Here is a 25064-nt window from a genome sequence, read left to right on the forward strand (position 1 = left end):
TTCCCGCTGCGATGCAAGCGGCGGATGCTCCCTGTAGGAGCGGCGCGAGCCGCGACCGCGGGGTAGCCGGTCGCGACGTATCCGCGGTGTCGCGGCTCAGCGCACCGCCGGCTCGGCCAGCTTCTCGTCCTTGAACAGCGCGACGTGCGGTACGCCGTCGGCGCCGATCCAGCCGCGGTACATGCCTTCGGTGTTGAACGGCAGGGCGAAGTCGCCGTTGGCGCCGAGCACGATCGCGCCGCCGTCGCCGCCGGCGGCGGGGATGTCGCGGTCGATCACGCCCTCGGCGGCTTCGCGCACGCTCTGGCCGGCGTAGCGCATGCGCGCGCAGATCTCGTGCGCGGCCACCGCGCGGATGTAGTACTCGCCCCAGCCGGTGCCCGACACCGCGCAGCGCGCGTCGGCGTAGGTGCCGGCGCCGATGATCGGCGAATCGCCGACGCGGCCGTAGCGCTTGTTGGTCATGCCGCCGGTGGAGGTGCCGGCGGCGAGGCGGCCCTGGGCGTCGAGCGCGACCGCGCCGACGGTGCCGAAGTGCTTGGCGGTCTCGATGTCCTCGTGGGCCTGGCCGGACGCCTCTTCCTTGAGCGCCTTCTGCAGCTGCTGCCAGCGCTTCTCGGTGCGGAAGTACGACGGATCGACCAGGGTCACGCCGGCTTCCTTGGCGAAGACCTCGGCGCCGTCGCCGACCAGCATCACGTGTTTGGACTTCTCCATCACCGCGCGCGCCAGGGTCACCGGGTTCTTGACCCGGTGCACGCCGGCGACCGCGCCGGCGCGGCCGCTGGCGCCGTCCATCACCGCCGAATCGAGTTCGTTCTTGCCGTCGTGGGTGAACACCGCGCCGCGCCCGGCGTTGAACATCGGCGCGTCTTCCAACACCACGATCGCCGCGGTCACCGCGTCCAGCGCCGGCTTGCCGGCGGCGAGCGCGGCGTGGCCGGCGCGCAACGCGTTTTCCAGCGCCGCGCGCGCGTCTTTCTGGTCCTGCTCGCTGAGGCCGGCGCGCTCGACGCCGGCGCCGCCGTGGATCACCAGCACGGGCTTGGGCGAGGCGGGCTTGGCCGCATCCGCGGCCCATGCGGCCGGCGCGAGCGCCACTGATCCCAGCAAGGCGGCGCAGCAGGCGCCACGCAGATCGAGGTGCAGGTTACGGCGCAACCAGTTCGTCATCATCGGCTCCATAGGACAGGTTCGGCAGCCGCAGGCCCTCGCGCGCGGCGTCGCCGTCGACGGGGTCCTCGCGCAGGATCAGCTGCCCGGATTCGACATCATAAAGCTCGACGAATGCCGGCCGCTCGACCTTGAAATCGCGCATGCGCAAGGCGCTGCCTTCGCCGATGCCGATCACCGGCACCGCGCGCTGGCTCAGCGGCTCGCCCTGGGCGAACACCCGCGCCGGCTGGCGCGGCTTGACCAGCCAGACCTTGCCGCCGTTGCCGCTGAACACGCTGCCTTCGCCGTGCGCGTCGATGCACAGCGCGGTGTATTCGTCCACGCCCAGGCCGACCAGATCGTGGCGGCCGTGTTCCTTCGACAGCCGCGCCAGGAACGCGATCAGCCGGCCCAGGCGCTGGCGCTTGCCGAAGTGGCTGTCGGTGACGACGTTGTGCAGGTACGGCAGGTGCAGGAAGTCGTCGACCATGGTCAGCTTCGGCCCGGCCGGATCGTCGAGCGCGGTCTGCGAGACCACGCTGCCGCCGTCCATCGCGCCGTAGGCGTACGCGCCGAGGATCGCCAGCCCGGCGCTGGTGCCGCCGATCGGCTTGCCCGCGCGCACGTGCGCGTCGAGCGCGCGCGCCAGCGGCGTGTCCTTCCAGAAACGCACGTAGCGCGATTGGTCGCCGCCGGCGATGAAGATGCCGTCGGCCTGGCGGACGATGTCGAGCACCTGCGGGTCGCTGGCGGCGCGGCGGTCCTGGAACACCAGGGTCTGCGCGCCGGTGATGCCGCCGATGTCGTCGAAGAATTCGTTCTGCGCCTCGACCGTGCCGGACGCGCGCAGGATCACGATGCGGCCGTGACCGGCGCGCTCGACCATCCAGGCGAAGGCCTCGCGCGGCCAGTCGCCGCCGCCGACCAGCATCAGCCCGGCGCGGGTCGGCTGCGGGCGCGGCGCGTCGAGGCGGCCGATTTCGTAATAGCGATAGCCGTCGCGTTGCGCGGGGTCGGCGCCGCCGGCGGGCGCCTGCGCGTACGCGCCCAGCGTCGCGCAGGCCAGCCCCGCGGCCAGCCACAGCCCCGCCAGCGTCTTGCGCCGCAACGCGGACAGGGACCACATCGACGAACTGCGCATCGCACGCTCTCCGAATCGGGATCTGTACATCACGACGAAGCAGGGCGGCGCGATCCCCCATCGACGATCGCCGCGCGCGCGGCCGACGCCCGAGTGGTGCGCCGCGCGCGGGGCTGGGCTAATGTCCGCGCATGGACACCGATCTGGACGCGTGGTTCGCCGCCGACATCCTGGTGCACGAGGCGGCGCTGGTGCAGTACCTGCGCCGGGTGTGGCCGCATCCGGACGAGATCCACGACCTGCGCCAGGAAGTCTATGTGCGCGTCTACGAGGCGGCCGGCAAGGCCCGCCCGCACCAGCCCAAGCCGTTCCTGTTCGCCACCGCGCGCCACCTGATGACCGACCGGCTGCGCCGCGGCCGGGTGGTGTCGATCGAGCCGGTGGGTGATTTCGAGTCCTTGAACGTCCTAATAGACGAGTGCTCGCCCGAGCGCCGGCTCGGCGCGCGCCAGAACCTGCGCCGCCTGGCCGAGGCCTTCGACCGCCTGCCGCAGCGCTGCCGCGAGGCGGTGTGGCTGCGCCGGGTCGAGGAACTGCCGCAGAAACAGGTGGCGCAGCGCATGGGCATCACCGAGAAGACCGTGGAGAAGCAGATCGCCAAGGGCATGCGCCTGCTGGCCGAGCACTATTTCGGCGGCGAGGCGCAGGCGGACGGGGCGGGTGCGCAAGGCCGGGCGTGGCGCGAGGCGGCGCACCCGTCCGCGACGGACGAAGGCACGCACGGACAGGACGGACATGGCAGGAAGCAGGGAGATTGAACAAATCGCCGCGCAGTGGCTGGCCCGTCGCGACAGCGGCGATTGGCCGGCCGCCGCGCAGGCCGAACTCGAGGCCTGGCTGGCGCGCGCGACCGCGCACCGGGTCGCGTTCGTGCGCCTGCAGGCGGCATGGCGGCAGGCCGGGCGCTTGCAGGCGCTGGCCGCCGGCGAAGACGGCGTGCCCGCGCGCGCCGCGTGGGACGAGGTCGCGCCGCCGCGCGCGCCGTTTACGAGTGCTGACGCGGGCGAGGATCGCGACCGCGTCGCGCCGCCGCCGCCGCGCGCCGATGCGCTGACGTTCCAGCCGCGGCGCGAGCCGGTGCGGGCGTCGCGCGGGCCCTTCGCCGCCGCCGCCGCCGCGGTCGCCGTTCTGGCGGTCGGGCTGGGCTGGGGCTGGCTGCATTACGGCGCGACCGAGCGCGCCAGTTACCGCACCGCCTTGGGCGCGACCGACGAAGTGGCGCTCGCCGACGGCTCGCGCGCGACCCTCAGCAGCGACAGCCGGATCGAGGTGGCGCTGTCGGGCGCGCGGCGCCGGGTCGAGCTGGCCCAGGGCGAGGCCTTCTTCGACGTGGCCAAGGACCCGGGCCGGCCGTTCGCGGTCGAAGCCGGCGCGCGCCGGGTGGTCGCCGTGGGCACCCATTTCTCGGTCCGCCGCGACGGCGCCGACCTGCGCGTGGTGGTCACCGAGGGCACGGTGCGGCTGGAATCCGAACCGGTCGGCGGCCACCCGCAGCCGACCACGCTGCTGCCGGCCGGCAGCATCGCCCTGGCCGGGCCGAACGGCGTGCTGGTGCGCAGCGTGGCGGTCGAGGAGGCCGAGCGCTATGTCGATTGGCGCCACGGCTTCCTGGTGTTCCGCGACACCCCGTTGGCGCAGGCCGCGGCCGAATTCAACCGCTACAGCGCGCGCAAGCTGGTGATCGCCGACACCGCCGCGGGCGAGTTGCGCGTCGGCGGGAATTTCCGCTGGTCGAACGCGGAGATGTTCGTCGGCCTGCTGGAACAGGCGATGCCGGTGCGGGCGGAGCGGCTGCCGGACCGGATCGTGCTGCACAGCCGCTGAGGGCGGCCCGGGTCGGCCGCAGTCGTGGACCGGACATCTTGGGAGGGCCTTCAGGCCCGACGCTGTTGCGCCGGGTCGCGGCCGACCGACCCGAAAGCCTCATGCCTGATGGCCCGGTGCCTCCGGCCGGATCGCTGCGTCGGAGCGAAAAGCTTCGGGCCTGAAGGCCCTCCCACAAAAGCCGGGCAGACTATGCCCCCCCCGCAGCCCCGGCCCAGCCGCCGCCGCATGCGGGATTTGCCGACTTCGTTCGTCTGACATACACAACGGCGCCGTACGAGCGCCGACGGGGAGAGGGGAAACCAATGGTGCGAGCTGTGCGTGGTGTGCGTGTGCTGCTGTTGGCGCTGGCCTGTTCGGCCGCCTTGTCCGCCCAGGCGCAGGGGGCGCCGGCGCGGGTCGACATTCCCGCCGGCGACCTGTCGGCCGCGCTGGACGCGCTGGCGCGCCAGTCCGGCGCCCAGTTCGTCTACTCCGCCGACCAGCTGCGCGGCCTGCGCACCGGCGGCGTCAGCGGCACCATGGCGGCCGGCGACGCGCTCGACCGGCTGCTGCGCGGCAGCGGCTTCGTCGCCCGCCGCGACCCGTCCGGCGGCCTGGTCATCGTCCAGGACGCGGCCGCGGCCAAGCCCGCCGCGGCCGCGCCGCGCGCGCCGGCGACCAGCGGCGGCGCCTCGCCGGAACCGCCGGCGGCGACCGACCTGGAGACCATTCAGGTCACCGGCTCGCGCATTCCGCGCGCGCAGATCGAGGGCCCGGCGCCGGTCACGGTGATGACCGCGCAGGAGATCAAGGCCAACGGCTTCACCACCGTGCCCGACGTGCTGCGGGCGATGACCCAGAACGGCGGCGAGACCCAGAGCCAGCAGTCCGCCAGCGGCGCCGACTTCTCGCCCGGCGCGCAGCAGGTCGACCTGCGCGGCCTCGGCCCCAACCACACCCTGGTGCTGGTCAACGGCCGCCGCATCGCCGACTTCCCGATGCCGTTCAAAGGCCGCAGCAACTTCACCGACATCTCCAACATCCCGCTGGGCATGGTCGAGCGGATCGAGATCCTGACCGGCAGCGCCTCGGCCATCTACGGCTCGGACGCGATCTCCGGCGTGGTCAACTTCATCCTCAAGAAGCAGGCCGACGGCACCACGGTCGACGTGCGCATGGGCGACGCCACCCGCGGCGGCGCCGAGTCGTTCGACCTGAGCGTGTCCAGCGGCTACAGCAACGACCGCTTCACCGCGATCTACGGCGCCGAGATCGTCGTGCAGAACCCGCTGTGGGCCTACGACCGTTCGCGCCAGGACTCGACCCTGGACGGCCCCAGCGCGGGCAGCCGCGCGCCGCGCCGCACCTTCCTGCGCACCAACTGGTACGACGAATACCTCGACCCGGAAGGCGCCTGCGACGGCGTCGCCGCGCTCAACGGCGGCAACACCTATCGCGCCTCGCGCCCGGGCTACGGCGTCGACGGCGAGGACGGCTATTACTGCGGCAGCGACCGTTCGATCGGCTACGGCACCATCTTGAGCAAGCGCCGCGGGCTCAACGCCTACGGCTCGCTGAGCTACCGCTTCGACAACGACGTGGAATGGTTCGCCGACCTGCAACTGGGCTACCACGAGCTGTCGATGTTCCGCGACGTGACCCAGTGGGTGTACCAGCGTCCCGACGGCGACGAGAGCGGTTATTTCTTCAACCGCGCCACCGACCAGCTCGAATACTGGCAGCGCCAGTTCACGCCCGAGGAAATGGGCGGGCTCAACAACGGCGACATCCGCACCCGGCAGAAGACCTTCAGCCTGACCACCGGCTTCAAGGGCCGGTGGGGCGCGAACTGGGATTGGGAAACCGCGCTGAGCCATTCGCAGTACCAGTCCACGATCAGCTGGCCGCAGATCGTCGCGGCCAAGGCCAACGCGCTGTTCCTCGGCCCGCAGCTGGGCACCGACGACGACGGCTATCCGACCTTCGACGCCGACCCTTCGCGCCTGTACCGGCCGCTGAGCCGCGCCGAATACGACTCGATCGCCGCGCGCACCGTCTACCAGCCCAAGTCGCGCACCGACACGCTGTCGCTGACCTTCACCAACACCGAGCTGTTCCAGATGCCGGCCGGCGCGGCCGGTTTCGCCGGCACCGTCGAAGCGGGCAACCAGAGCTACGACCTGCGTCCGGACCCGCTGGCCACGCAGTACTACTACTACAGCTGGCGCGACTCCAACGGCCGCGGCAGCCGCGACCGCTGGGCTGCGGCCGGCGAACTGCGCCTGCCCTTGTTCGAGCGGCTGAACCTCAGCGTCGCCGGCCGTTACGACCAATACCGCTACGGCGGCGGCAGCATCGACAAGTTCACCTACAGCGCCGGCCTGGAATGGCGGCCGCTGGACACGCTGCTGCTGCGCGGCTCCTACGGCACCGCGTTCCGCGCGCCGGACCTGCACTACGTGTTCGCCGGCGAAGGCAACAGCGAATCGGCGGCGATCGATTACTACCGCTGCCGCAGCGAAGAGCCGGGCGTGGACTACGCCGACTGCAGCTATTCCGACGAGAGCCTGATCGTCACCCGGCGCGGCAACCGCAAGCTCGATCCGGAGACCAGCACCTCGTGGACCGCCGGCGTGGTCTGGTCGCCGCTGGCGAACCTGGACTTCTCGCTGGACTACTACGACATCGACCTGCGCCACCAGGTGCAGGACCTGCGCGCCGACAGCGTGCTGCAGGACGAAGCCGACTGCCGCCTGGGCCAGCGTCCCGACGGCACCCCGGTGAGCGCGGGCTCGCCGACCTGCGTGGAAGCGCTGGCGCGGGTGGTGCGCAGCGCCGACGGCCGCCTGTACGGCACCTACGTCAACCCGATCAACATCGCCCGCGAGCGCACCAACGGCGTCGACTTCACCGCGCGCTGGCGCTGGGAGACCGCGGCCGGCGTGTTCCGCTTCAGCGGCAACTACAGCTGGGTGCGCGAGCACGAGAGCCAGCAGTACGCCGGCGACCGGGTCGAGGACCAGTTCGCGATCAACAGCGGTTTCGACATCCCGCGCAGCAAGGCCAGCGCCAGCGTGAGCTGGGAGCGCGACCGCTGGACCGCGACCGTGCACGGCGAGCGCCTGGGCAAGCTGCCCAACTACGATTCCTACAACGAAGCCTACGATCCCGAAGAGGGCGGCAGCCCGTGGATCGGCGCGACCTACCGCTACAACCTGTCGTTGCAGTACCGCTTCACCGACCACAACCAGCTGTCGGTATCGGTGACCAACCTGTTCGACAAGATGCCGCCGAAGGACGCGAGCTACACCGGCTATCCGTATTACGACGTGTCCTGGTTCGATGCGCTGGGGCGTCAGGTGTTCGTGCAGTACACGCACAAGTTCGGCGGGGCGGCGTTGTAAGCGCGCGACCGGCGCGGGCGTCGCCCGCGCCGAGGTATTCAGGGTTTGGCCTCTCGCCACAAGGATGGTGGCGAGGGGCTTTTTTATGGGCGATGGATAAGCGGCAGTTTCCCGCGCCGTCGTTCCGGCGAAAGCCGGAATCCATTTTGCCGTTGCCGTTGTTGTTGCCCTTGCTTTTGCTGTTGCCGTTCTGGCCCTCGCCTGAGGCGTATGCCTCGCAGACCCGGAGGGCGCGCGCATGGATGCGCGCGTGCGCCATGGGACAGGATGTCCCTTATGGCGCATCCCCGCGCCCGGTGCTGGACCTAGTGGCTTGTGACCTTAAACAAGCGTTTTTCTTTGGCTACTTTCTTTTGTCGCGCTGACAAAAGAAAGTAGCTCGGCCGCTTGCGGACGAAAGCTTTGGATGGTGGCTTGTCGTCGCGCGACACATCGATAACGGCGAAAGCAACAGCAAAGTCAACATGGGTTCCGGCTTTCGCCGGAATGACGGACGTGGGGTTGCGTATCCGACTGTAGGAGCGGCGCGAGCCGCGACCGCGCCAACGCAACTACGATGAAACTTTCGCCATCGCTGCGGTGGCGCGGTCGCGGCTTGCGCCGCTCCTACAGGGGGCGTGCCGCGGCGGGGTTCGTCTTTGCGTGTGCGCTCGCTTGACGACAAGCGAAGATCAAGAGCTTCCGTCCGCAAGCGGCCGGGTCACTTTCTTTGTCTGAAGCCACAAAGAAAGTAACCAAAGAAAAGGCCTCTTCTTTTTCGGATCAAGAGCCACTATGGCTCGCAGCGGCGCGGGGCCGCGCCATAAGGGGCATCCTGCCCCATGGCGCGCGTGCGCATCCATGCGCACGCCCTCCGGGGCTGCGGGACGACGGCTTCGGGCTTGGGAGCGAGCACGAGCAGCGGCAACCGCCACGGCAACAGCAGGAGCAAAATGGATTCCGGCTTCCGCCGGAATGACGGGAACGAGGACGAGGCGGGCCGGAGGAGATCTGCGCGGGTGCGAGCTTCACTCCGGCGTGCGCGCCACCACGAAGATGCGCCGGAACTCGAACCAGGTCGTGCCGTCGCCGCGCGGCGGATACGCCTCGTCCAGCATCGCCGCCAGCTCGGCGCGGAAGCGTTGCCAGTCGTGTGCGCTCAACGCCGCCTTGATCGGCCGCAGCGCGGTGCCGGTGATCCACTCCAGCACCGCGTTCTCGCCGTGCAGGCGCTGGGTGTAGCTCGTTTCCCAGGCGTCAACCTGGCAGCCCAGCCGCGCTAGCCGTTCGGCGTACTCGGTCGGCGCGTCGACCGCGCCTTCGTCGCGCAGGCCGATGGCGCCGAGTGTGTCGGCCCAGCCGGCGCTCGCCGCGAGCCGGCGCGTGAGCGCGTGTGAGGGGGCGTCGAAGTTGCCCGGCACCTGGATCGCGATCCACGCGCCCGCCGGCAGTTCGCGCACCCAGCGCTGCAGCAGTTCGCGGTGTTCGGGCACCCACTGCAGCACCGCGTTGGAGATCACCACGTCGGTGTCGGGCTTGGGCGTCCAGTCGCGCACGTCGAGCAACTGGGCATCGAGGCCGGCCTGGCGCGCGGCGGCGACCATCTCCGGCGAATTGTCGCTCGCCTCCAGCGCCGCCTGCGGCCAGCGCTGGGCCAGCGCCGCGGTCAGGTTGCCGGGGCCGCAACCCAGGTCGACGACCCGGCGCGGCTCGCGCGCGCCGATGCGCGCGGTGAGGTCGAAGAACGGTCGGCCGCGCAGGTCGGCGAAGTCGAGGTACTTGGCGGGGTCCCACATGGCGCGGCTCCAGGCGAAGAACGACTGTCGGCACTATAGGACCGGCGCCGGTGCGGGACTGTGCAGGCCGTGGCCGCATCGGCGCGCGCGCCGGTAGACTGCGTGCGCGCCGCGCCGGCGCGTTGGTCCGGCCCGCGCGAGCCTCCCGCCCGTGTCATGAACGAGCCCGCATGAATCCCTCAGAACAATGCCAGCGCGCCCGCGCCCTGGTCGGCCAGGGCCGCACCGACGAAGCGCTGCAACTGTACGACCGCGTCCTCGAAGCGTTCCCCGACCACGCCCACGGCTATGCCGACCGCGGCACCACCCACGCGATGCTCGGCGCGCACGAGCGGGCCCTGAGCGACCTGGAGCGGGCGATGGCGATGGGGCTGCGCGACGGCTGGCTGCTGACCACGTACGCCTCGGTGTTGCTGGCGCTGCGCCGTTTCGACGAGTCGCTGCGCTGCTTCGACCTGGCCATCGAGCTGGAACCCGGCCACCCCTTCGCCTACAACAACCGCGCGACCTTGCACATCGAGCGCGGCGATCACGCCGCCGCCATCGCCGACCTGGAGCGCTGCCTGGATTTCGGGCCCGACGAGGCGACCCGGCAGATGCTCGAACGGCGCCTGCAGGGCGTGCGGGCCTCGCTGGCTAAGACGTAACCCGGCGCCGGGGCGCCTGCCCCCGCAACGGGGTAGGCCACGGCCATCGTCCCGCCCGGGCCCGACACCCCCTCGAAACGGCGAAAGCCAGGCGGGACGGGCCTTGCGACGATCCGGGCCGGCCCCGGGAAGGCCGCTGCGAGGGCCGGCTAAACTTTTTCCGCGAAGTGCCGAGAAGTCCATTTGAGAGCCGCCCCTTGGCGGCACAAATGGAACGGGAAGGCACACATGGTCGCGATCGTCACAGGGAATGGACTCGGTCTGCAGGCGTCCTCGGCGCTGGGACTGGGCGGCAGGGGCCAGGTCGGCACGGCCGGATTCGGCAAGTCGGGCGAGCAGGTGTTCGTCAACGCCGCGACCGGCAACCTGATCCTGCGCGACCGCGACCAATGGCTGATGGGCCGCGGCGTCGACGCCGAGCTGTACCGGGCCTACAACAGCCAGGCGCAGCTGATCGGCGAAAGCTGGCGCGCCGGGGTCAGCAAGCAGGTCGGCGGCCTGACCGGGACGGCCAACACCGCCGGCAGCGTGGTCTACCGCACCGACTGGGACGGCAGCCGCATCGCCTACGCCTGGGACGCGGCGCGTTCGCTGTACGTGGCCGGCGAAGGCGCGGGCACCCGCGACACGCTGGCCTGGGACGCCGGCAACCAGCGCTGGACCTGGACCCAGGGCGGCAGCCAGCTGATCGAGCGCTACGACGCCAGCAAGAACGGCCGCGTGTTCGAAAGCGTCGACCGCGACGGCAATGCGACGAGCTACGTCTACAACGCCGCCGGCGCGCTCGGCGAAGTGCGCACCGCCAACGGCGAGATCACCTACCTCGACTACGACGGCAACGGCCGCCTCAGCAAGATCCGCACCGTCACCAACAACGGCAGCGGCCCGCAGACCTCGACCGCGGTGCGCTACGGCTACGACGGCGCCGGCCGGCTGAGCACGGTGACCCTGGACCTGAGCCCGGACGACAACTCGGTCGCCGACGGCAAGGTGTTCACCACCACCTACGGCTACGACGGCAGCACCGGCCGGATCGCCTCGATCACCCAGTCCGACGGCGCCAAGGTCGCCTTCGGCTATCAGTTGATCGACGGCCAGTACCGCGTGATCAGCATCGCCCAGACCAGCGACGTCGGCGTGCTGCGCACGACCACGCTGAGCTACGACACCGCCAACCGCCGCACCACGATCACCGATCCGCTCGGCCAAGACACGATCCTGGCCTACGACGCCCAGGGCCGACTGCTGCAGACCAGCAGCCCGGCGGTGAACGGCGCGCGCCAGACCCAGTTCTTCGGCTACGACGCCGCCGGCCAGGTGGCGACGATCCGCGACGGCCTGGGCAACGAGGTCAAGTACACCTACGACGCGGCCGGCAACCTGATCAAGCAGGAAGACGCGGTCGGCACGGTGGTCGAGCGCACCTTCGGCAGCGACAACCAGTTGCTGAGCGAGACGGTGTCGGGGCCGAATACGGCCGCGGCGACGACGCGGTATGTGTACGACGCCGAGCAGCACCTGCGCTTCAAGATCAGCGCGGAAGGGCGGGTGACCGAGTGGCGCTACAACGCCGAAGGCCAGGCCGTGTCGATGCGGGAGTTCGCCGAGGCCCGTTACGCCGGCGCCGACCGCAGCGAAGCGGCGCTGGCGGCCTGGGCCGGCGCCCAGTCCATCGGCGAGCAGGTCGATTACGGCTACGATTTCCGCGGCAACCTGACGCTGGAAACCCGCTACCAGACGCGCCTGCAGAACGGCGACGGCGTCAACGCCGGCGTCGTCTCCACGCGCTATGTCTACGACGCGCAGGGCCGCCTGCTGCAACGCTACAAGGGCGAAGGCACGGCGCAGCAGGATGTCGAGCAGTTCACCTACGACGGCCTGGGCCGGCTGCTGACCGCCACCGCGTTCGACGACAGCGTCACCGTCACCCAGTACGACGACGCGCAGCGCCGCACCATCGTCAGCTTCGCCAACGGCCTGGTGCGTACCTCCAGCTACAACCGAGCCGGCGAGCTGATCGCGGTGACCGAGTCCGGCAACGGCGGCACGGTGCTGTCGCAGGTGAACTTCCGCTACGACAGCGACGGCCGCCTGCGCATGAGCGAGGACGCGCTGGGCGCGAGGACGCACGTGCTGTACGACGAGGCCGGCCGCCGCGTGGCCGAGATCGACGCGGCCGGGGCGCTGACCGAGTACGTCTACGACGGCAACAACCAGATCGTGCGCACCACCCGTTACGCCGCGCCGGTCGACGCGACGGCGCTGGCGGGATTGGTCGACGGCAACGGCCAGCCGCGGCAGACCGCGACGGTTGGTGGCCAGACCGTCGCGCTGACGCTGGCGAACTCCGGCCTGCGTCCGGCCGCGGACGCGGCCAACGATCGCTCGCAGTGGCGGTTCTACGACGCCGCCGGCCGCCTGTCCAAGACCGTCGGCGCCGACGGCGCGCTGGTCGAGTACGCCTACGATGCGGCGTCGCGGCTGCTGTCGACGATGGCCCACTACAAGCGCGTCGACATGACCGCGTTCCTGGCCGCGCCGACGGCGGCCAACGCGGTGTCGCTGGGCACGGTCACCGACAAGTTCTTCGACCGTCCCATGCGCTACTTCTACGACCGCGACGGTCTGCTGCGCGCGCAGGTGGACGGCGATCGCTACATGACGGAAATCGTCTACGACGGCGCCGGCCGCAAGGTGCGCGAGATCGCGTACAACGGCCAGGTGCAGCTGACCGACGATGCGACCGTCGATCAGATCCGCCCCAGCCTGGACGGCACCGACCGCTTCCACGACTACCTCTACGACCAACGCGGCCTGCTGGTCGCCGAAGTCGACGGCGAAGGCTACGTCACCCGCTACGACTACGACAGCGCCGGCAACGTGTCGCGTCGCGTGCGCGGGCTCAAGCTGGCCCAGGTCGCCTTCCCGGCGACCACGCCGGTGCGGTTCGGCGGCAGCTTCACCGCCCGCGCCGGCGCCGGCGCCGACGGCGTGTGGCCGAAGGTGGAGGTGTGGGTCGACGGGGCCAAGGTGCAGACCGTCACTCTCAACAGCACCAGCAACACCTACAACTTCTTCGCCGATGCCGCGGTCGGCGGCAATCATCAGATCGCGCTGGTGGTGGTGGACGCCAGCAGCGAGCGCAAGGTCTGGATCGAGCGGGCCAGCTATGCCGGCGTGGCCTTCGATGCCGGCCTGGCCGCGGTGTGGGACGCCGGCGGCACCGGCGCCGACAGCGGCCTGGTGTCGGTCAGGCCCGCCGGTACCCAGCAGCTCGAAGCGCCCGGCGCGCTGCGCTGGATGGTGGCGCCGTCGAACCTGCTGGCGCTGACGGCCTCGGCCCCGGGCGTGCTGGAAACCACCGAGTACCAGTACGACCTCGACGGCCGCCTGCTCAAGCAGACCGAGTATTCGGCCAGCGGCACCACGCTGTCGACGTTCCGCTACGACAGCCAGGGCCGGGTGGTCGAACAGGTTCGCGACGATCGCAAGTCGCTGTTCCGTTACGACGCCTTGGGCCGGGTGGTGGCCGAACTGTCCGGCGAGGGCGCCAAGGCGCTGGCGGCGCTGGGCAGCGGCGCCACCGCGGCGCAGGTCGACGCGCTCTGGCAGGACCGCGCGATCCGCTACGCCTACGACGCCGCCGGCCGGCTGGCCTCGGTCACCGACGCGCTCGACCGCGCGACGCTGTACTACTACGACGCGATGGGCCGCGCGACCCATGTGGTCAATGCCGCCGGCGAAGTGACCCAGAAGCGCTACAACGCGTTCGGCGACGTGGCGCAGACGGTCTCCTATGCCAAGCGCCTGACCTCCGCCTCGCTGGGCCAGATGCACGGCGGCGCGCTCAGCAGCGCGGTGCAACAGGCCTTCGCCCTGCTCGAGGACGCGCAGGCCAGCCGGGTCGACCTGAGCTACACCATCGCCGGCGCGCTGAGCCGCAGCATCGATGCGTTGGGAAGCTACACCGACTACCGCTACACCGTCTTCGGCCAGCTCGAGCAGACCTCGCAGTGGACCGATCGCGCCAACCGCATCTCCAACAACGAGGCGCGCACGCTCTTCTATTACGACCGGCGCGGCAACCGCAACGCGCGGGTCGACGACGTCCTCAACAACGGCCGCACCACCACCGAAATCGCCAACGCGTTCGGGCAGGTCTACTTCGGCACCGCATACAGCCTGCGCCAGTACCTGACCAGCTTCGACCGCAACGGCCGCGCGGTGCAGCAGCTCGACGGCGGCGACGCCTGGGCCAAGATGACGTACGACGCCTTCGGCAACGTGCTCAGCCAGACCGACCGCAGCGGCAACACGACCCAATACAGCTTCACCGCCTTCAACCGCGAGGTGCGCACCACCACCGCCGAGGGCATCCAGACCGTCGTCAAGCGCAACGCCCACGGGCAGACGGTAGAGGTGATCGACGGGCGCGGCAACAGCACCGTCTATGAGTACGACCTCGACGGCCGCCTGATCCGCACCACCACGCCCGCCGGCACCGTGCGCAACGCGTACGACCAGGCCGGCCAGGTGATCGAGAGCACCGACGCGCGCGGCGTGCGCACCACCTTCGCCTACGACGCGGCCGGCCGCGTGCTCGAGCGCGTGGTCGATCCCGACGGCCTCAAGATCAAGACCACCTACGAGTACGACGCCAAGGGCCAGCTGGTCCGCGCGACCGATCCGCTGGGCATGGTCACCGAGACCCGCTACGACCTGGGCGGACAGAAGATCGCCGTGGTGGTCGATGCGGGCGAGGGCAAGCTCAACCTCACCACCGCGTACGACTACGATCCGCTCGGCCGTTTGCTGCGGGTCACCGAGGGCGCCGGCACCGCCGCGGCCAAGGTGACGCTCAACAGCTACGACAAGAAGGGCCAGCTGCTCAGCGTCACGGTCGATCCGGACGGGCTGGCGCTGAAGACCCAGTTCGCCTACTGGCGCGACAATGTAGTCGCCCGCACCGACGCCAACGGCAAGGTCACCCGCTACGTCTACGACGTCAACAACCGCCTGACCCATACGGTCGACGCCACCGGCGCGGTGGAGATCCGCGCCTACGACGCCGACGGCCGCCTGGCGCGGACCACGGCCTACGCCGGCCGGATCGATCCGGCCAGCGTGAGCGCGTATCCCACCGCCGCCGAGATCGAACAGAAGCTGACGGCGCAGGGCGAGGACCGCGTCGCGCGTTACGTCTACGACCGCGACGGCCGCCTGCGCTACGTGCTGGATTCCTACAACTACGTGGTCGAATCGGTCTACGACAACGGCGGCAACGTGGTGCGGACCGTCGCCTACGCAACGGCCGTCGGTGCGGCGGTAGCGGCCACGGTCGCGGACGTGGCGGCGGCGCTGGCGGCGCAAGGCGCCAGCGCGCACGCGGCCGATCGCGCTTCGCAGTTCGTGTACGACGCTGCCGGCCGGATGGTGTTCCAGCTCGATGCGAACCGCTATGTCACCCGCAACTATTACGACAGCAACGGCAACCTGACCGGACGGGTGCGCCACTACTGGCCGTATCCGGGCAATGCCGGCACCGGCCTGAGCGAACTGACGGCCTGGGCCGATCTCAACGAAAACGCGGCCTCGCCTCCGGTGTCGCGCCAGCGTTGGGTCTATGACGCCGCCAACCGGCTGGCGTGGGAGATCGACGCCGGCGGTTATGTGGTCGGCAACGTCTACAACGCCGCCGGGCAGCGGACCCGGCGAATGCAGTATCAGGAAGGCACCGAATATCCCTACACCAGGCCCGACGCCTACACCGACGCGGGCATGCGCGCATGGGCGACGAGGGTCACCGGCGGCGGCGTCTACACCTTCGCCAGCGCGACGACACTGTGGTTCTACGATGCCGCCGGACGCGAGGTGTTCTCGTTCGATGCGGAAGGCTACTTCATCGAAAAGCGCTACGACGCGCGCGGCAATCTCGAACGGACTATCCAGTACGACAAGCAGTGGCCGACCTATACCGGCGCGGCCAACACCATCACCGACGGCGAAACCGTGGCGGCTATCGCCGCCCGGGTGGCCGGCGGCGACGGCGCATCGACGCTGTACCGTTACGACGCCGCTGGACGGGTGCGCGACCGGGTCGACGCGCTCGGCGTGACCACCCGCTACGAGTACGACGGGCTCGGCCAAGTGACGGCCGAATTCCAGGCCTGGGGCACTGCGGCTCAGGTCGCCACGCGCCGGCGTTTCGATGCGGCCGGCCGCCTGCTGGAGCAGACCCGGGCGGCGGACACGGCCTTGGCCGCGCACACGCGCTATGTCTACGATGCGTTCGGGCAGGCGATCGCGACCATCGATCCGCGCGGCGTCGAACTGGCCGAATCGGATTCGGCCTGGGCGCTGGCACTGCGCAAGTCGATGGACTTCGTCAACGAAACCGGAGCGGCCTTGCGCGCCGCCGACCTGAGCCCGGCACAGCGCGCCGTGCTGTTGGATGCCTACACCAGCCGTGCGGTATATGACCGCCAAGGGCGCCTGATCCAGTCGATCGATGCGCTCCGCGGCACCGTGACCCGGACGTACAACGCGTTCGGCAATGCGGTCTCCGTGCAGGATGCGCTCGGCAACGTCGGTACGTTCTATTTCGATGCGAACGGCAACACGACCCACCAGGTCGATCCCGAGGGTTTCCTCACCGTCACCGAGTACGACTACCGCGGCAATGCCGTGGTCGTGCGCCGCTATGCCAACCGCACTTCGGGCGCGGTCGCGCCGGGTGCGCTGCCGGCGATTCCGGCGGGCGCGGTGTCGGAAACCCGCATGAACTACAACGGGCTCGGCCAGCTGATCTCGACCACCGATGCGGAAGGCAAGGGAGAGCTGTACGGTTACGACCAGTTCGGCAACAGGAGCTTGTTCACCAACAAGCTCGGCGCGAAGACCTCCTATTTCTACGACAAGCTCGGCCGGGTGGTGACCGAGGTCTATGACGTGACCGTGGTCGATCGATACAGCGGCGCGCCCAGGTCGCTGAGCATCCAGAACCGTTACGACGCGCGCGGCAACTTGATCCGCCGCGCCGAAGCGGTGCAGACGGCCGAAGAGCGGGTGACGGTGTTCGCCTACGATGCGCTCGATCGCGCGATCTCCAGCACCCAGACCGTGGCGACGGCGCAAGGCAGCGCCAACGCCAACGCGGTCGAGAAGAGCTTCTACGACGCGCGCGGCAACCTGGTCGAAAAGATCGCCGCCAACGGCGCGCGCACGGCGTTCTACTACGACGCCGCCGACCGCCTGATCGGCCAGGTCGGCGCCAACGGCCTGCTGACCCTCAACGACTACGACAAGGCCGGCAACCTGATCCGCACCCGTGCGTTCCTGACGCCGGTGGCGCTGCCGGCCGGCGCCACCGTGCCGGCGATTCCGAACGATCCGACCACCGGCCAGGCCAGCGCGGCGCGCGAGCAGACCTTCGAATACGACGCCAACGGCCGCCGCACCCGCGCGCTCACCCTCGGCGCGATCTTCGGCGACACCAACCAGCAGACCCGCAGCTACCAGCTCAACATCGGCCAGATCGAAGAGCTCTGGCACTACGACCTCGGCGGCCGCCTGATCGAGCACACCGACGGCAACCGCGGCGTCACCCGCACCTGGTACGACGCGCTGGGCAACAAGCGCCTGGAGATCGATGCGGAGGGTTACGGCGTGGCCTGGGTGCGCGACGCCGAAGGCAACGTGCTCAAGGAAACCCGCTACGCCACCCGCAACCCGCAAGCGCCGGCCGATGGCGCCGACCTGCAGGCCTATATCGACGCCTGGCCGGCCGCGACCGCAGACTCCGGCGCGCATCGCGTCACCGAATACACCTACGACCGCATGGGCCGGCGCCTCAGCGAAACGCGCCTGGGCGTGGAATACGGCACGGTCGATAGCGGCAACGGCCGCTTGACCCAGGCCACCGGCAGCGCGCTCACCCAATACGCCTACGACGCCGCCGGCAACCTGCTGCGCCGCACCGACGCCAACGGCAGCCTGTTCTCCTGGGAGTACGACAAGGCCGGCCGCAACACCGCGGTGATCTTGCCCGGCTTCGTCGATTACGAAGGCCGCAGCGTCAGCTCGCGCACCGAGTACACCTACAACGGCCTCAACCAGGTGGTGAAGGAAGTGCGTCGCGGCGGCGGCGTCGAGGCCGACCAGACCTCGACCTACGTCTACGGCAGCGGCGGCCGCTTGCTGAGCAAGACCGGCGCGATGGGCTACACCACCCAATTCGGCTACGACCTCGCCGGCAACATGCTCACGATGAGCTACCGGCGCACCGATTCCGGCGGCGGCCAGCGCACCGAGACCGTGCAGGTCGCCTACGACCAGGACAACCGCGAGACCAGCCGCGTCACCGTCGGCAGCGACGGCAGCCGCAGCGTCGAGCGGCGCACCCGCTACAACCTGTTCGGCGACGTCACCGGCCGCGGCACCGGCGCGAGCGGATGGCAGGAGGTCGCCGACTACGACCGCGCCGGCCGCATGTACCGCAGCAACATGGAAGGCGGGGTGATGCGGCTGTACGCGTACGACCGCAACGGCAACGCCACGGTCAAGATCGAGTCGCAGACCGCCGACCTGAGCGGGGTCGATCTCGAAACCGTCCGCAACATGTCGCTGGAGGACAAGGCGTCGTTGTTCAGCACGCTGACCCTGTACGACAAGCGCAACAACGCGGTGCAGGTGATCCAGGCGGCGATGAGCGCCGAAGGCCAGCGCCTGGGCCTCAAGCCGACTCCGATCAATCCGACCCGCCCGGGCGAGATCTCGGTCGGCGTGGGCGGGCGCATCGGCGCCGAACGGCAGGTGCCGAACCTGGGCGCCGCGCACGGCGTGATCCAGGCGCAGCCGGCGCTGGGCGATGTGAAGATGAGTTTCCAGGCCGAGGGCACGCTGAGCTTCGACTCGCACTACAGCGTTTCGTCGCTGGACGTGGACCTGACGGTCAACGTTCCGGATTTGACCTCGATCTTCGGCCAGTACGACTTGAAGGTCGAAGCGTTCTCGCCCACCACCATGGGCAGCCCGGTGGTCGGCTACGGCCTCGGCACCGGCCCGGTCACGATCCATCTCGACAAGAACAACGCCGCCAACGGCGGCCTGTTCGGGCAGATCCTGCAGCTCAGCAATCCGTACCGGATCGAGGTCGCCTTCCGCGTGCTGGTAGTGCGCAAGTCCGACCCGGGCAATCCGGTCCTCATCAGCCGCTACACCACCACGCCGGTCGACGTCGGCGGTGGCGTCATCGTCGAGCTGGAGGAGTACCAGGAACACGAGTGGTACTTCCAGGCGATCAGCGGCGACAAGTATTTCGGCTTGCAGTACCGCGCCCCAGACGAAGAAGCCTCGAACCTGCCGCAAGGCACCCAAGGCGGCGTGATCCTGCCGGCCGAGGCGATCCAGGCGTCGAACAGCGCGCAGGTCTATGTCCGCCCGATGGGTTCCAACGGCCCGTTCCAGAGCCGGCCGATCAGCATCGTCAACGACAAGGCGATGGTCGATACCGCCGGCCTCGCGGCCGGGCAGTCGTACGAAATGCTCTACGTGGTGGAGAACACCGACGGCCAGCTGGTGCGGCGCGAGCGCTACAACTTCGTCGCCGGCCCCAACCTCAGCGTCCAGCGCCTGGAAGACAACGAAGCGGCCTACTCGGCGGCGTTCCAGGCCAACGGCCTGGGCAACTTCGTCTGGACCGACGCCGGCCTGGACATGAGCGCGCTGCGCACCCGCGACGGCGTGATCCCCTACACCGCGATCGTCGAGTACCGCCGCAAGGGCAGCCAGGACCCGTGGGCGGGCACCGCGAACCTGCCGCTGCAACCGCCGCTCGGCACCGCCGGCAGCTACCGCTGGGACACCGCGGGCATGAGCGGCGACTACGAAGTCGTGCTCAAGCTGCGCGATGCCAACAACACCGTGATCGAGACCGTCACCGGCGACATCAGCGTCGGCGCCGCGCCGGCGGTGAACCTGGACTTCGCCAAGAACGCGCCGGTCATCAGCCTGGCCAACCTGCCGCCGAACGCGAGCTCGTTGAACCTGCAGGTGCTCGACGGCAACCGCGTCGCCGCCCAGGCCTTCAATCTCAGCGTGGTCAACGGTGCGCTGAGCTGGAACATCCCGCCGGAACTGCTGGCCGAAGTCGGCGACGGCGTGCGCAGCTACCGGTTGCTGCTGAGCGTGACCGACCGCATGGTCGATCCGGCGCAGACTTACGAGATCTCCGGCACCATCGAAATCGGCCCGCGCCGCCGGCAGGAAAAGCCGGTGCTGCAGCTCGCCGGCCACCTGTACTCGCTGACCCTGGACCCCAAGCAGGCCGAAGCCCAGGTGCTGGTGCTGCACTACCGTCCGGACGGCAACACCGCCGCGAACTTCAGCGAAGTGGTGGTGTTGCGCGGCGCCGACGGCAAGTTCCACTGGGACAGCGTGACCCTCGACAAGGGCATCACCTACGAGTACTTCTACGACGCGTTCCGCACCCTCGCCGACGCGCGCAACCCCGGCGCCGGCCTGAGCCTGGTGCGCAACACCGGCTATTTCTGGCCCGACCTCGACCGCCCGGCCAGCGAAGTGCGCTGGGAGTTCGGCACCATCCAGCCCTCGGCCAACCTGATCCACCGCTACCAGAGCTACAACGCCTTCGGCGAGATCGCCAGCGAGACCGACGGCAACGGCAACACCACCAACCTGAGCTACAACACGCTCGGCAAGATGGTGAAGAAGCTCGATCCGCTGGCGGAGATCACCTACGCCAACGGCTACGTGGCCACGGTGCGCAACCTGGTGGAGTACGTCTACGACCGGGTCGGCAACATCGTCGCCTACTACGACGCCAACCGGAACCTGACCACTCAGGCCTGGAACTACGGCAGCGCCAAGCCGACCCTGGTCGGCGAATGGCATGCCGACGGCGGCGCCAGGCGCTACGGCTTCGACGTGCACGGCAAGCAGCGCGTGGTCACCGACGAGATCGGCCGCACCACCAGCTACCGCTACGATGCCGGCAACCGCCTGATCTCGGTGACCCGTCCGAAGGCCGCGAACGAGACTCAGGCGCTGGAGGAAACCTACCAGTACGACGAGCTCGACCGGCGCATCCTGCATACCGTCTCCAGCCTGGGCCAGGACACCACCGACTTCGACATCGAAGGCGCCGTCAGCCGCGTGGTCAGCGCCGAAGGGCGCGTCACCCGCTACTCGGCCACCTGGGACGCGCAGGCCAACGGCGGCAAGGGCGCCTGGCACAAGGTGACGGTGCTGGCCAACAACAAGAGCTCGACCGACCTGGTCGACGCCAGCGGCCGCAGGCTGTCGCACGTGGACTTCGGCGACAACGCCTTCGTCTACGACTACAACCTCGCCGGCCTGCTCGCCAAGGCCGGCAACACGGTGTACGAGTACTACGGCAACGGCCTGATCAAGAGCCAGACCGACATCGTCAGCGGCATCCGCGGCTACTACGAGTACGACCGCAACGGCAACCGCACCTTCGAGGGCTTCACCACCCGCGGCGGCACCTGGGCCTTCCAGCAGTCCAGGGCCGAATACGACCAGCTCAACCGCCTGAAGAAGGTCATCGACCCGCGCTACGTCATCGAGTACGAGTACGACGCGCAGGGCAACCGCATCCACATGCTGTCCACGTACAACGACCCGGTGTCGGGCGTGCGGTCCCAGCAGGACTACTGGTATCGCTACGACAACATGAACCGGTTCGTCGTGACCATGGGCACGCTGGGCGAGAAGAACGAAGTCCGCGGCACCAGCGTGGACGACACCCGCGTGCAGGTGAACGAGGGCAGCGGCGACGGCGTGCTCCTGGCCTACGACCAGGCCAACCAGCGCGTGATGGCGCGTTACGGCCGCGACGGCCATACCGAGCGCTACGCCTACGACATCCGCGGCTACCTCACCGACACCACCATCGACGGCACGCTGCGCGCGCGCCGCGTCAACGACCTCGCCGGCCGCGTCGGCGATTACTACGAGTACGACGCCAGCGGCGCGCTCAAGAGCAGCACCACCCGCTACTGGGACAACGACAGCCTGCTGCTGCAGGAGCACGACAACCAGGCCAACAAGGGCACGATCACCTACCGCGACGCCGACGGCACCGTCACCTCGACCGAGACCTACGGCGAAGCGACCACGGTCACCACCACCTACACCTACCGCTGGTTCGACAGCGCCAAGCAGAGCGAGATCAGGGTCCAGGCCAGCAACGGCAGCGTGCGGGGCCCGTGGGCGCCGGGGTTCTCGGTGTTCGAGTACGACGACCTGGGCCGGATCAAGACCGCGCGCGACGTCAAGGGCGGGCGCGCGTTCTCCTACGAGACCGACGGCGAAGGCCGCATCCTGCAGCGCGACGAACTGCTGGGCGTCGAAGAGCGGCCGGACGGCAGCTTCTCCTCGGGCACCCAGAACCGCTTCCACAGCTACTACTTCTTCGACGACCGCCAGGTCGGCAACGCCGGCAACGACGGCATCGACCGCATCGACTACGCCAAGGAGCTGGCCCAGAACCAAGTCAAGCCCGGCGCCCAGAACGACGAGCGCCACAAGCGCTTCGCCCCGGTCTCCGGCACCGACTTCGACCAGAACTACCTGCCGATCAACAGCCTCTACCCGACCGCCGCGCCGGGCAGCTACATCGTCAAGGCCGGCGACACCCTGCAGACCATCGCCGCCGCGCTGTGGGGCGACTCGGCGATGTGGTACCTGCTGGCCGACGCCAACAACCTCGCCCCGACCCAGGCCCTGATTCCGAACACCGTGCTCACGGTGCCGAACAAGGTCGCCAACATCCACAACAACGCCAGCACGTTCAAGCCGTACGACGCGGGCTCGGCGATGGGCAACACCAGCCCGACGGTGCCGGAACCGCCGCCGCCGCCGGCGGCTAAGAAGGGGTGTGGTGGGTTCGTCAAGATATTGGCGGTGGTGGTGGCTGTGGTCGTTTCCATCTACACCGCCGGCGTGGCTTCGGGTGCCGGTTGGGGCTTCGTGGGCGCGATGTCGCAAGGTGCGGCGGTCATGGCGGGCGGCGCCAGCCTGAGTCTAACTGCAGGGACCATCATTGGTTCGGCTGCATTGGGCGGTGCGGTTGGGTCGATCGCCAGTCAGGCTGTGTTGATCGCTGGCGGCATGCAGGACGGTTTCAACTGGAAACAGGTGGGATTGGGCGCAGCGGGCGCGGCGATCACCGCCGGCATCGGCAACCTCGATGTGATCTCGAAGATCAGCAATGGCCTGGGCAAGGCCGTCGTTACCGCCGGCGCCAACAACGTCGCCAACCAAGCGTTGAACATCCTGACCGGCGAACAGAATGGCTTCGACTGGAAGGGCCTGGCGATTTCCGCGGTCGCGGCCGGGGTGTCGTACGGCGTGGGCGAAGGCATCGGCCGCGGCCAGTATGGCGGCAAGGACGCCTGGAAGGGCGCCTTGGCCAGCGGGGCGACCCGTCAGGACGTGGGGCTGTCGGCGATTCGCGGGTTCGCCCAGCACATGGCTGGAGGCATGGTCAGCGCGGCGGCCCGCGGCAACTTGAACAGCACGACATTGAGCGAGCTCGGCGCTAACGCATTGGGCTCGACGATCGGCAATGCGATCGTCGATGCCGCCGTCAATCGCGCCGTTGGACCGGTCCAGCCCGAAAGCTTGCAGCTCGAATCGATGCCGCTGTCCGTGGATATCGGCGACGGCCGCGGGACGCAGAGCCTGCGTATGGATCGACCGCCTGCGGAATCCCAGTCGGAACGGTTCCAGCGATGGGCCGTGGCGCGTGGGGCTCCGGCCATGGCTCCGGGCGAGGATCCTTCGTCTTACTACCACACGTACAGCGCCCTGACCGACAGATATAAAAATCTGTGGGAGCCTCGTATCGAGGTCCGGGCCAACAATGAGTGGGGCAACCGCTATTTCGTGGAGCAATGGTTCTCGGCGCGCGAAACCGGACGGGAAGCCCCTACATCCGCGATCGTTTCCGATCTGAACGCTTATCGGTCGCAGCATGCGATGCAGGCGCAGAACGCTTACGGGGAGTGGCTGAACTCGACATACACCGGTCCGCGGCGGTCCAGCGTCGGCGAGCGGTACATGCACATCACCGACGAACAGTGGCGTGAGTTCCGTTGGGAGAACTCCAAGCAGTTCCTGAAGTTCATGGGAGCGACTTGGGCCGCCGGCGCACTCGGGGCTGCAGGAACTCTCGTTCCGGTGTTCGGAGCCTTCATGGGCGGCGCCGGCATAGGTTCGGGTGCGCGGGACATCTACGACGGAAATTACGTTTCCGGAGGGCTGCAGATTCTCGGCGGGGTGCTCGGCGTGGGCGCAGCGGCCATCGAGATTCGTGGCGCCGTTTCCATGAAGGATTTGCTCTGGGCGCCGTTGGGCCCGCGCGGGCAGGCGGGTTCTTCGGGATTGATGGCGGGTGACGATCTGTCCAACGTCACTCAAGTCGGCGCAACGACGCGCGCCGAAGCATTTGCGATGCCGGGGCTGGAAGCTGCCGCTCGCTTGCGGGATACGGCCGGAAAAACGGTCAGTCTTGAAACGCCCGACGAGATAAACATGCTGCTGTATGGCGTGCTCCCCGGAGAGGGGTTGCCGGGTGCGGCAGGTGTCGCGATCGCGCGGCGTCCCACGTTCTCGGAAATCATCGATGCTTCAAAAAAGCACGGCGTCGAATTTGCCGTGACCTATACCCACGGACCTGGAAAGAATGGCGGCGGCGGCTTCTATACGCTCTATTCGGGTACGGCCAAGTCCGTGTCGGTCGGGCCTCGATCGAAAGATGTAATGCTCATCATGCACACCCATCCAGGCGGGGCGCGGATGGCGAGCGGCCGGAACTGGCGCAGCATCTACAATCGGGAAGAGGTCAGCAATCCGACTCCCCAGGACATCGCCATGGGGCGGGTGTACAGATCCGGCGACCAGTTCTCGCTCGATGGATTCATCGCAGCCGGGTCTCCGCAGCGTTCTTCGATCATTGTGCCTGCCAACGCCCCGCCGTTCCGCTTTAATCAGACCTCGACCAATATGGACTACGGTGTTGTCAACAACAGCAGAATTGTATACAAGCCCGGTCGAAGCTATATGTTCAATGATGGCAGCGGTTTGCGTTGAC

At 69.0% G+C, this 25064-nt stretch carries 8 protein-coding genes and 1 pseudogene; 5 read left to right on the plus strand and 4 right to left on the minus strand.

Annotated features, from left to right (window positions below; translation table 11 throughout):
- Nucleotides 1-96: 96 nt before the first annotated feature.
- Entirely contained in the window at nt 97-1173 is a 1077-nt protein-coding gene (locus tag RDV84_RS08110) for an isoaspartyl peptidase/L-asparaginase family protein (RefSeq protein ID WP_309153023.1), read from the minus strand.
- Entirely contained in the window at nt 1151-2296 is a 1146-nt protein-coding gene (locus tag RDV84_RS08115) for a cyanophycinase (RefSeq protein ID WP_309153024.1), read from the minus strand. Before RDV84_RS08115 ends, RDV84_RS08110 begins: the two co-directional genes overlap by 23 nt.
- Before the next feature lie 131 nt (nt 2297-2427).
- Here RDV84_RS08115 and RDV84_RS08120 point away from each other — a divergent pair, with 131 nt between their 5' ends.
- Together RDV84_RS08120 and RDV84_RS08125 are read left to right on the plus strand one after the other, a co-directional pair.
- Entirely contained in the window at nt 2428-3054 is a 627-nt protein-coding gene (locus RDV84_RS08120; RefSeq protein WP_309153025.1) for an RNA polymerase sigma factor, read from the plus strand.
- Entirely contained in the window at nt 3032-4120 is a 1089-nt protein-coding gene (locus RDV84_RS08125) for a FecR family protein (protein WP_309153026.1), read from the plus strand. The genes RDV84_RS08120 and RDV84_RS08125 overlap by 23 nt, the downstream gene beginning before the upstream one ends.
- Nucleotides 4121-4169: 49 nt before the next feature.
- On the opposite strand, the pseudogene RDV84_RS26025 reads toward RDV84_RS08125, so the two are convergent.
- Nucleotides 4170-4298, minus strand: a pseudogene (locus tag RDV84_RS26025) (DUF6053 domain-containing protein); the annotation flags it as partial.
- Between the two features lie 127 nt (nt 4299-4425).
- Here RDV84_RS26025 and RDV84_RS08130 point away from each other — a divergent pair.
- The gene (locus tag RDV84_RS08130) at nt 4426-7506 is read left to right on the plus strand and encodes a TonB-dependent receptor domain-containing protein (protein WP_309153027.1); all 3081 of its coding nucleotides are present in this window, start codon (nt 4426-4428) and stop codon (nt 7504-7506) included.
- A 1007-nt stretch (nt 7507-8513) separates the two neighbouring features.
- Here the strand turns inward: RDV84_RS08130 and RDV84_RS08135 are convergent.
- A complete protein-coding gene (locus tag RDV84_RS08135; RefSeq protein ID WP_309153028.1) occupies nt 8514-9281 on the minus strand; it encodes a trans-aconitate 2-methyltransferase in 768 nt (255 codons plus the stop codon).
- 170 nt (nt 9282-9451) lie between these two features.
- Here RDV84_RS08135 and RDV84_RS08140 point away from each other — a divergent pair, with 170 nt between their 5' ends.
- Both RDV84_RS08140 and RDV84_RS08145 read left to right on the plus strand, forming a co-directional pair.
- Nucleotides 9452-9928, plus strand: a complete 477-nt coding sequence (locus RDV84_RS08140; protein ID WP_079000003.1) for a tetratricopeptide repeat protein — start codon at nt 9452-9454, stop codon at nt 9926-9928.
- 228 nt (nt 9929-10156) lie between these two features.
- Nucleotides 10157-25063, plus strand: a complete 14907-nt coding sequence (locus tag RDV84_RS08145; RefSeq protein WP_309153029.1) for a LysM peptidoglycan-binding domain-containing protein — start codon at nt 10157-10159, stop codon at nt 25061-25063.
- Nucleotide 25064: the final 1 nt, after the last annotated feature.

Origin of the sequence: Lysobacter yananisis (assembly GCF_031199375.1) — a bacterium.
Lineage (GTDB): Bacteria > Pseudomonadota > Gammaproteobacteria > Xanthomonadales > Xanthomonadaceae > Lysobacter > Lysobacter yananisis.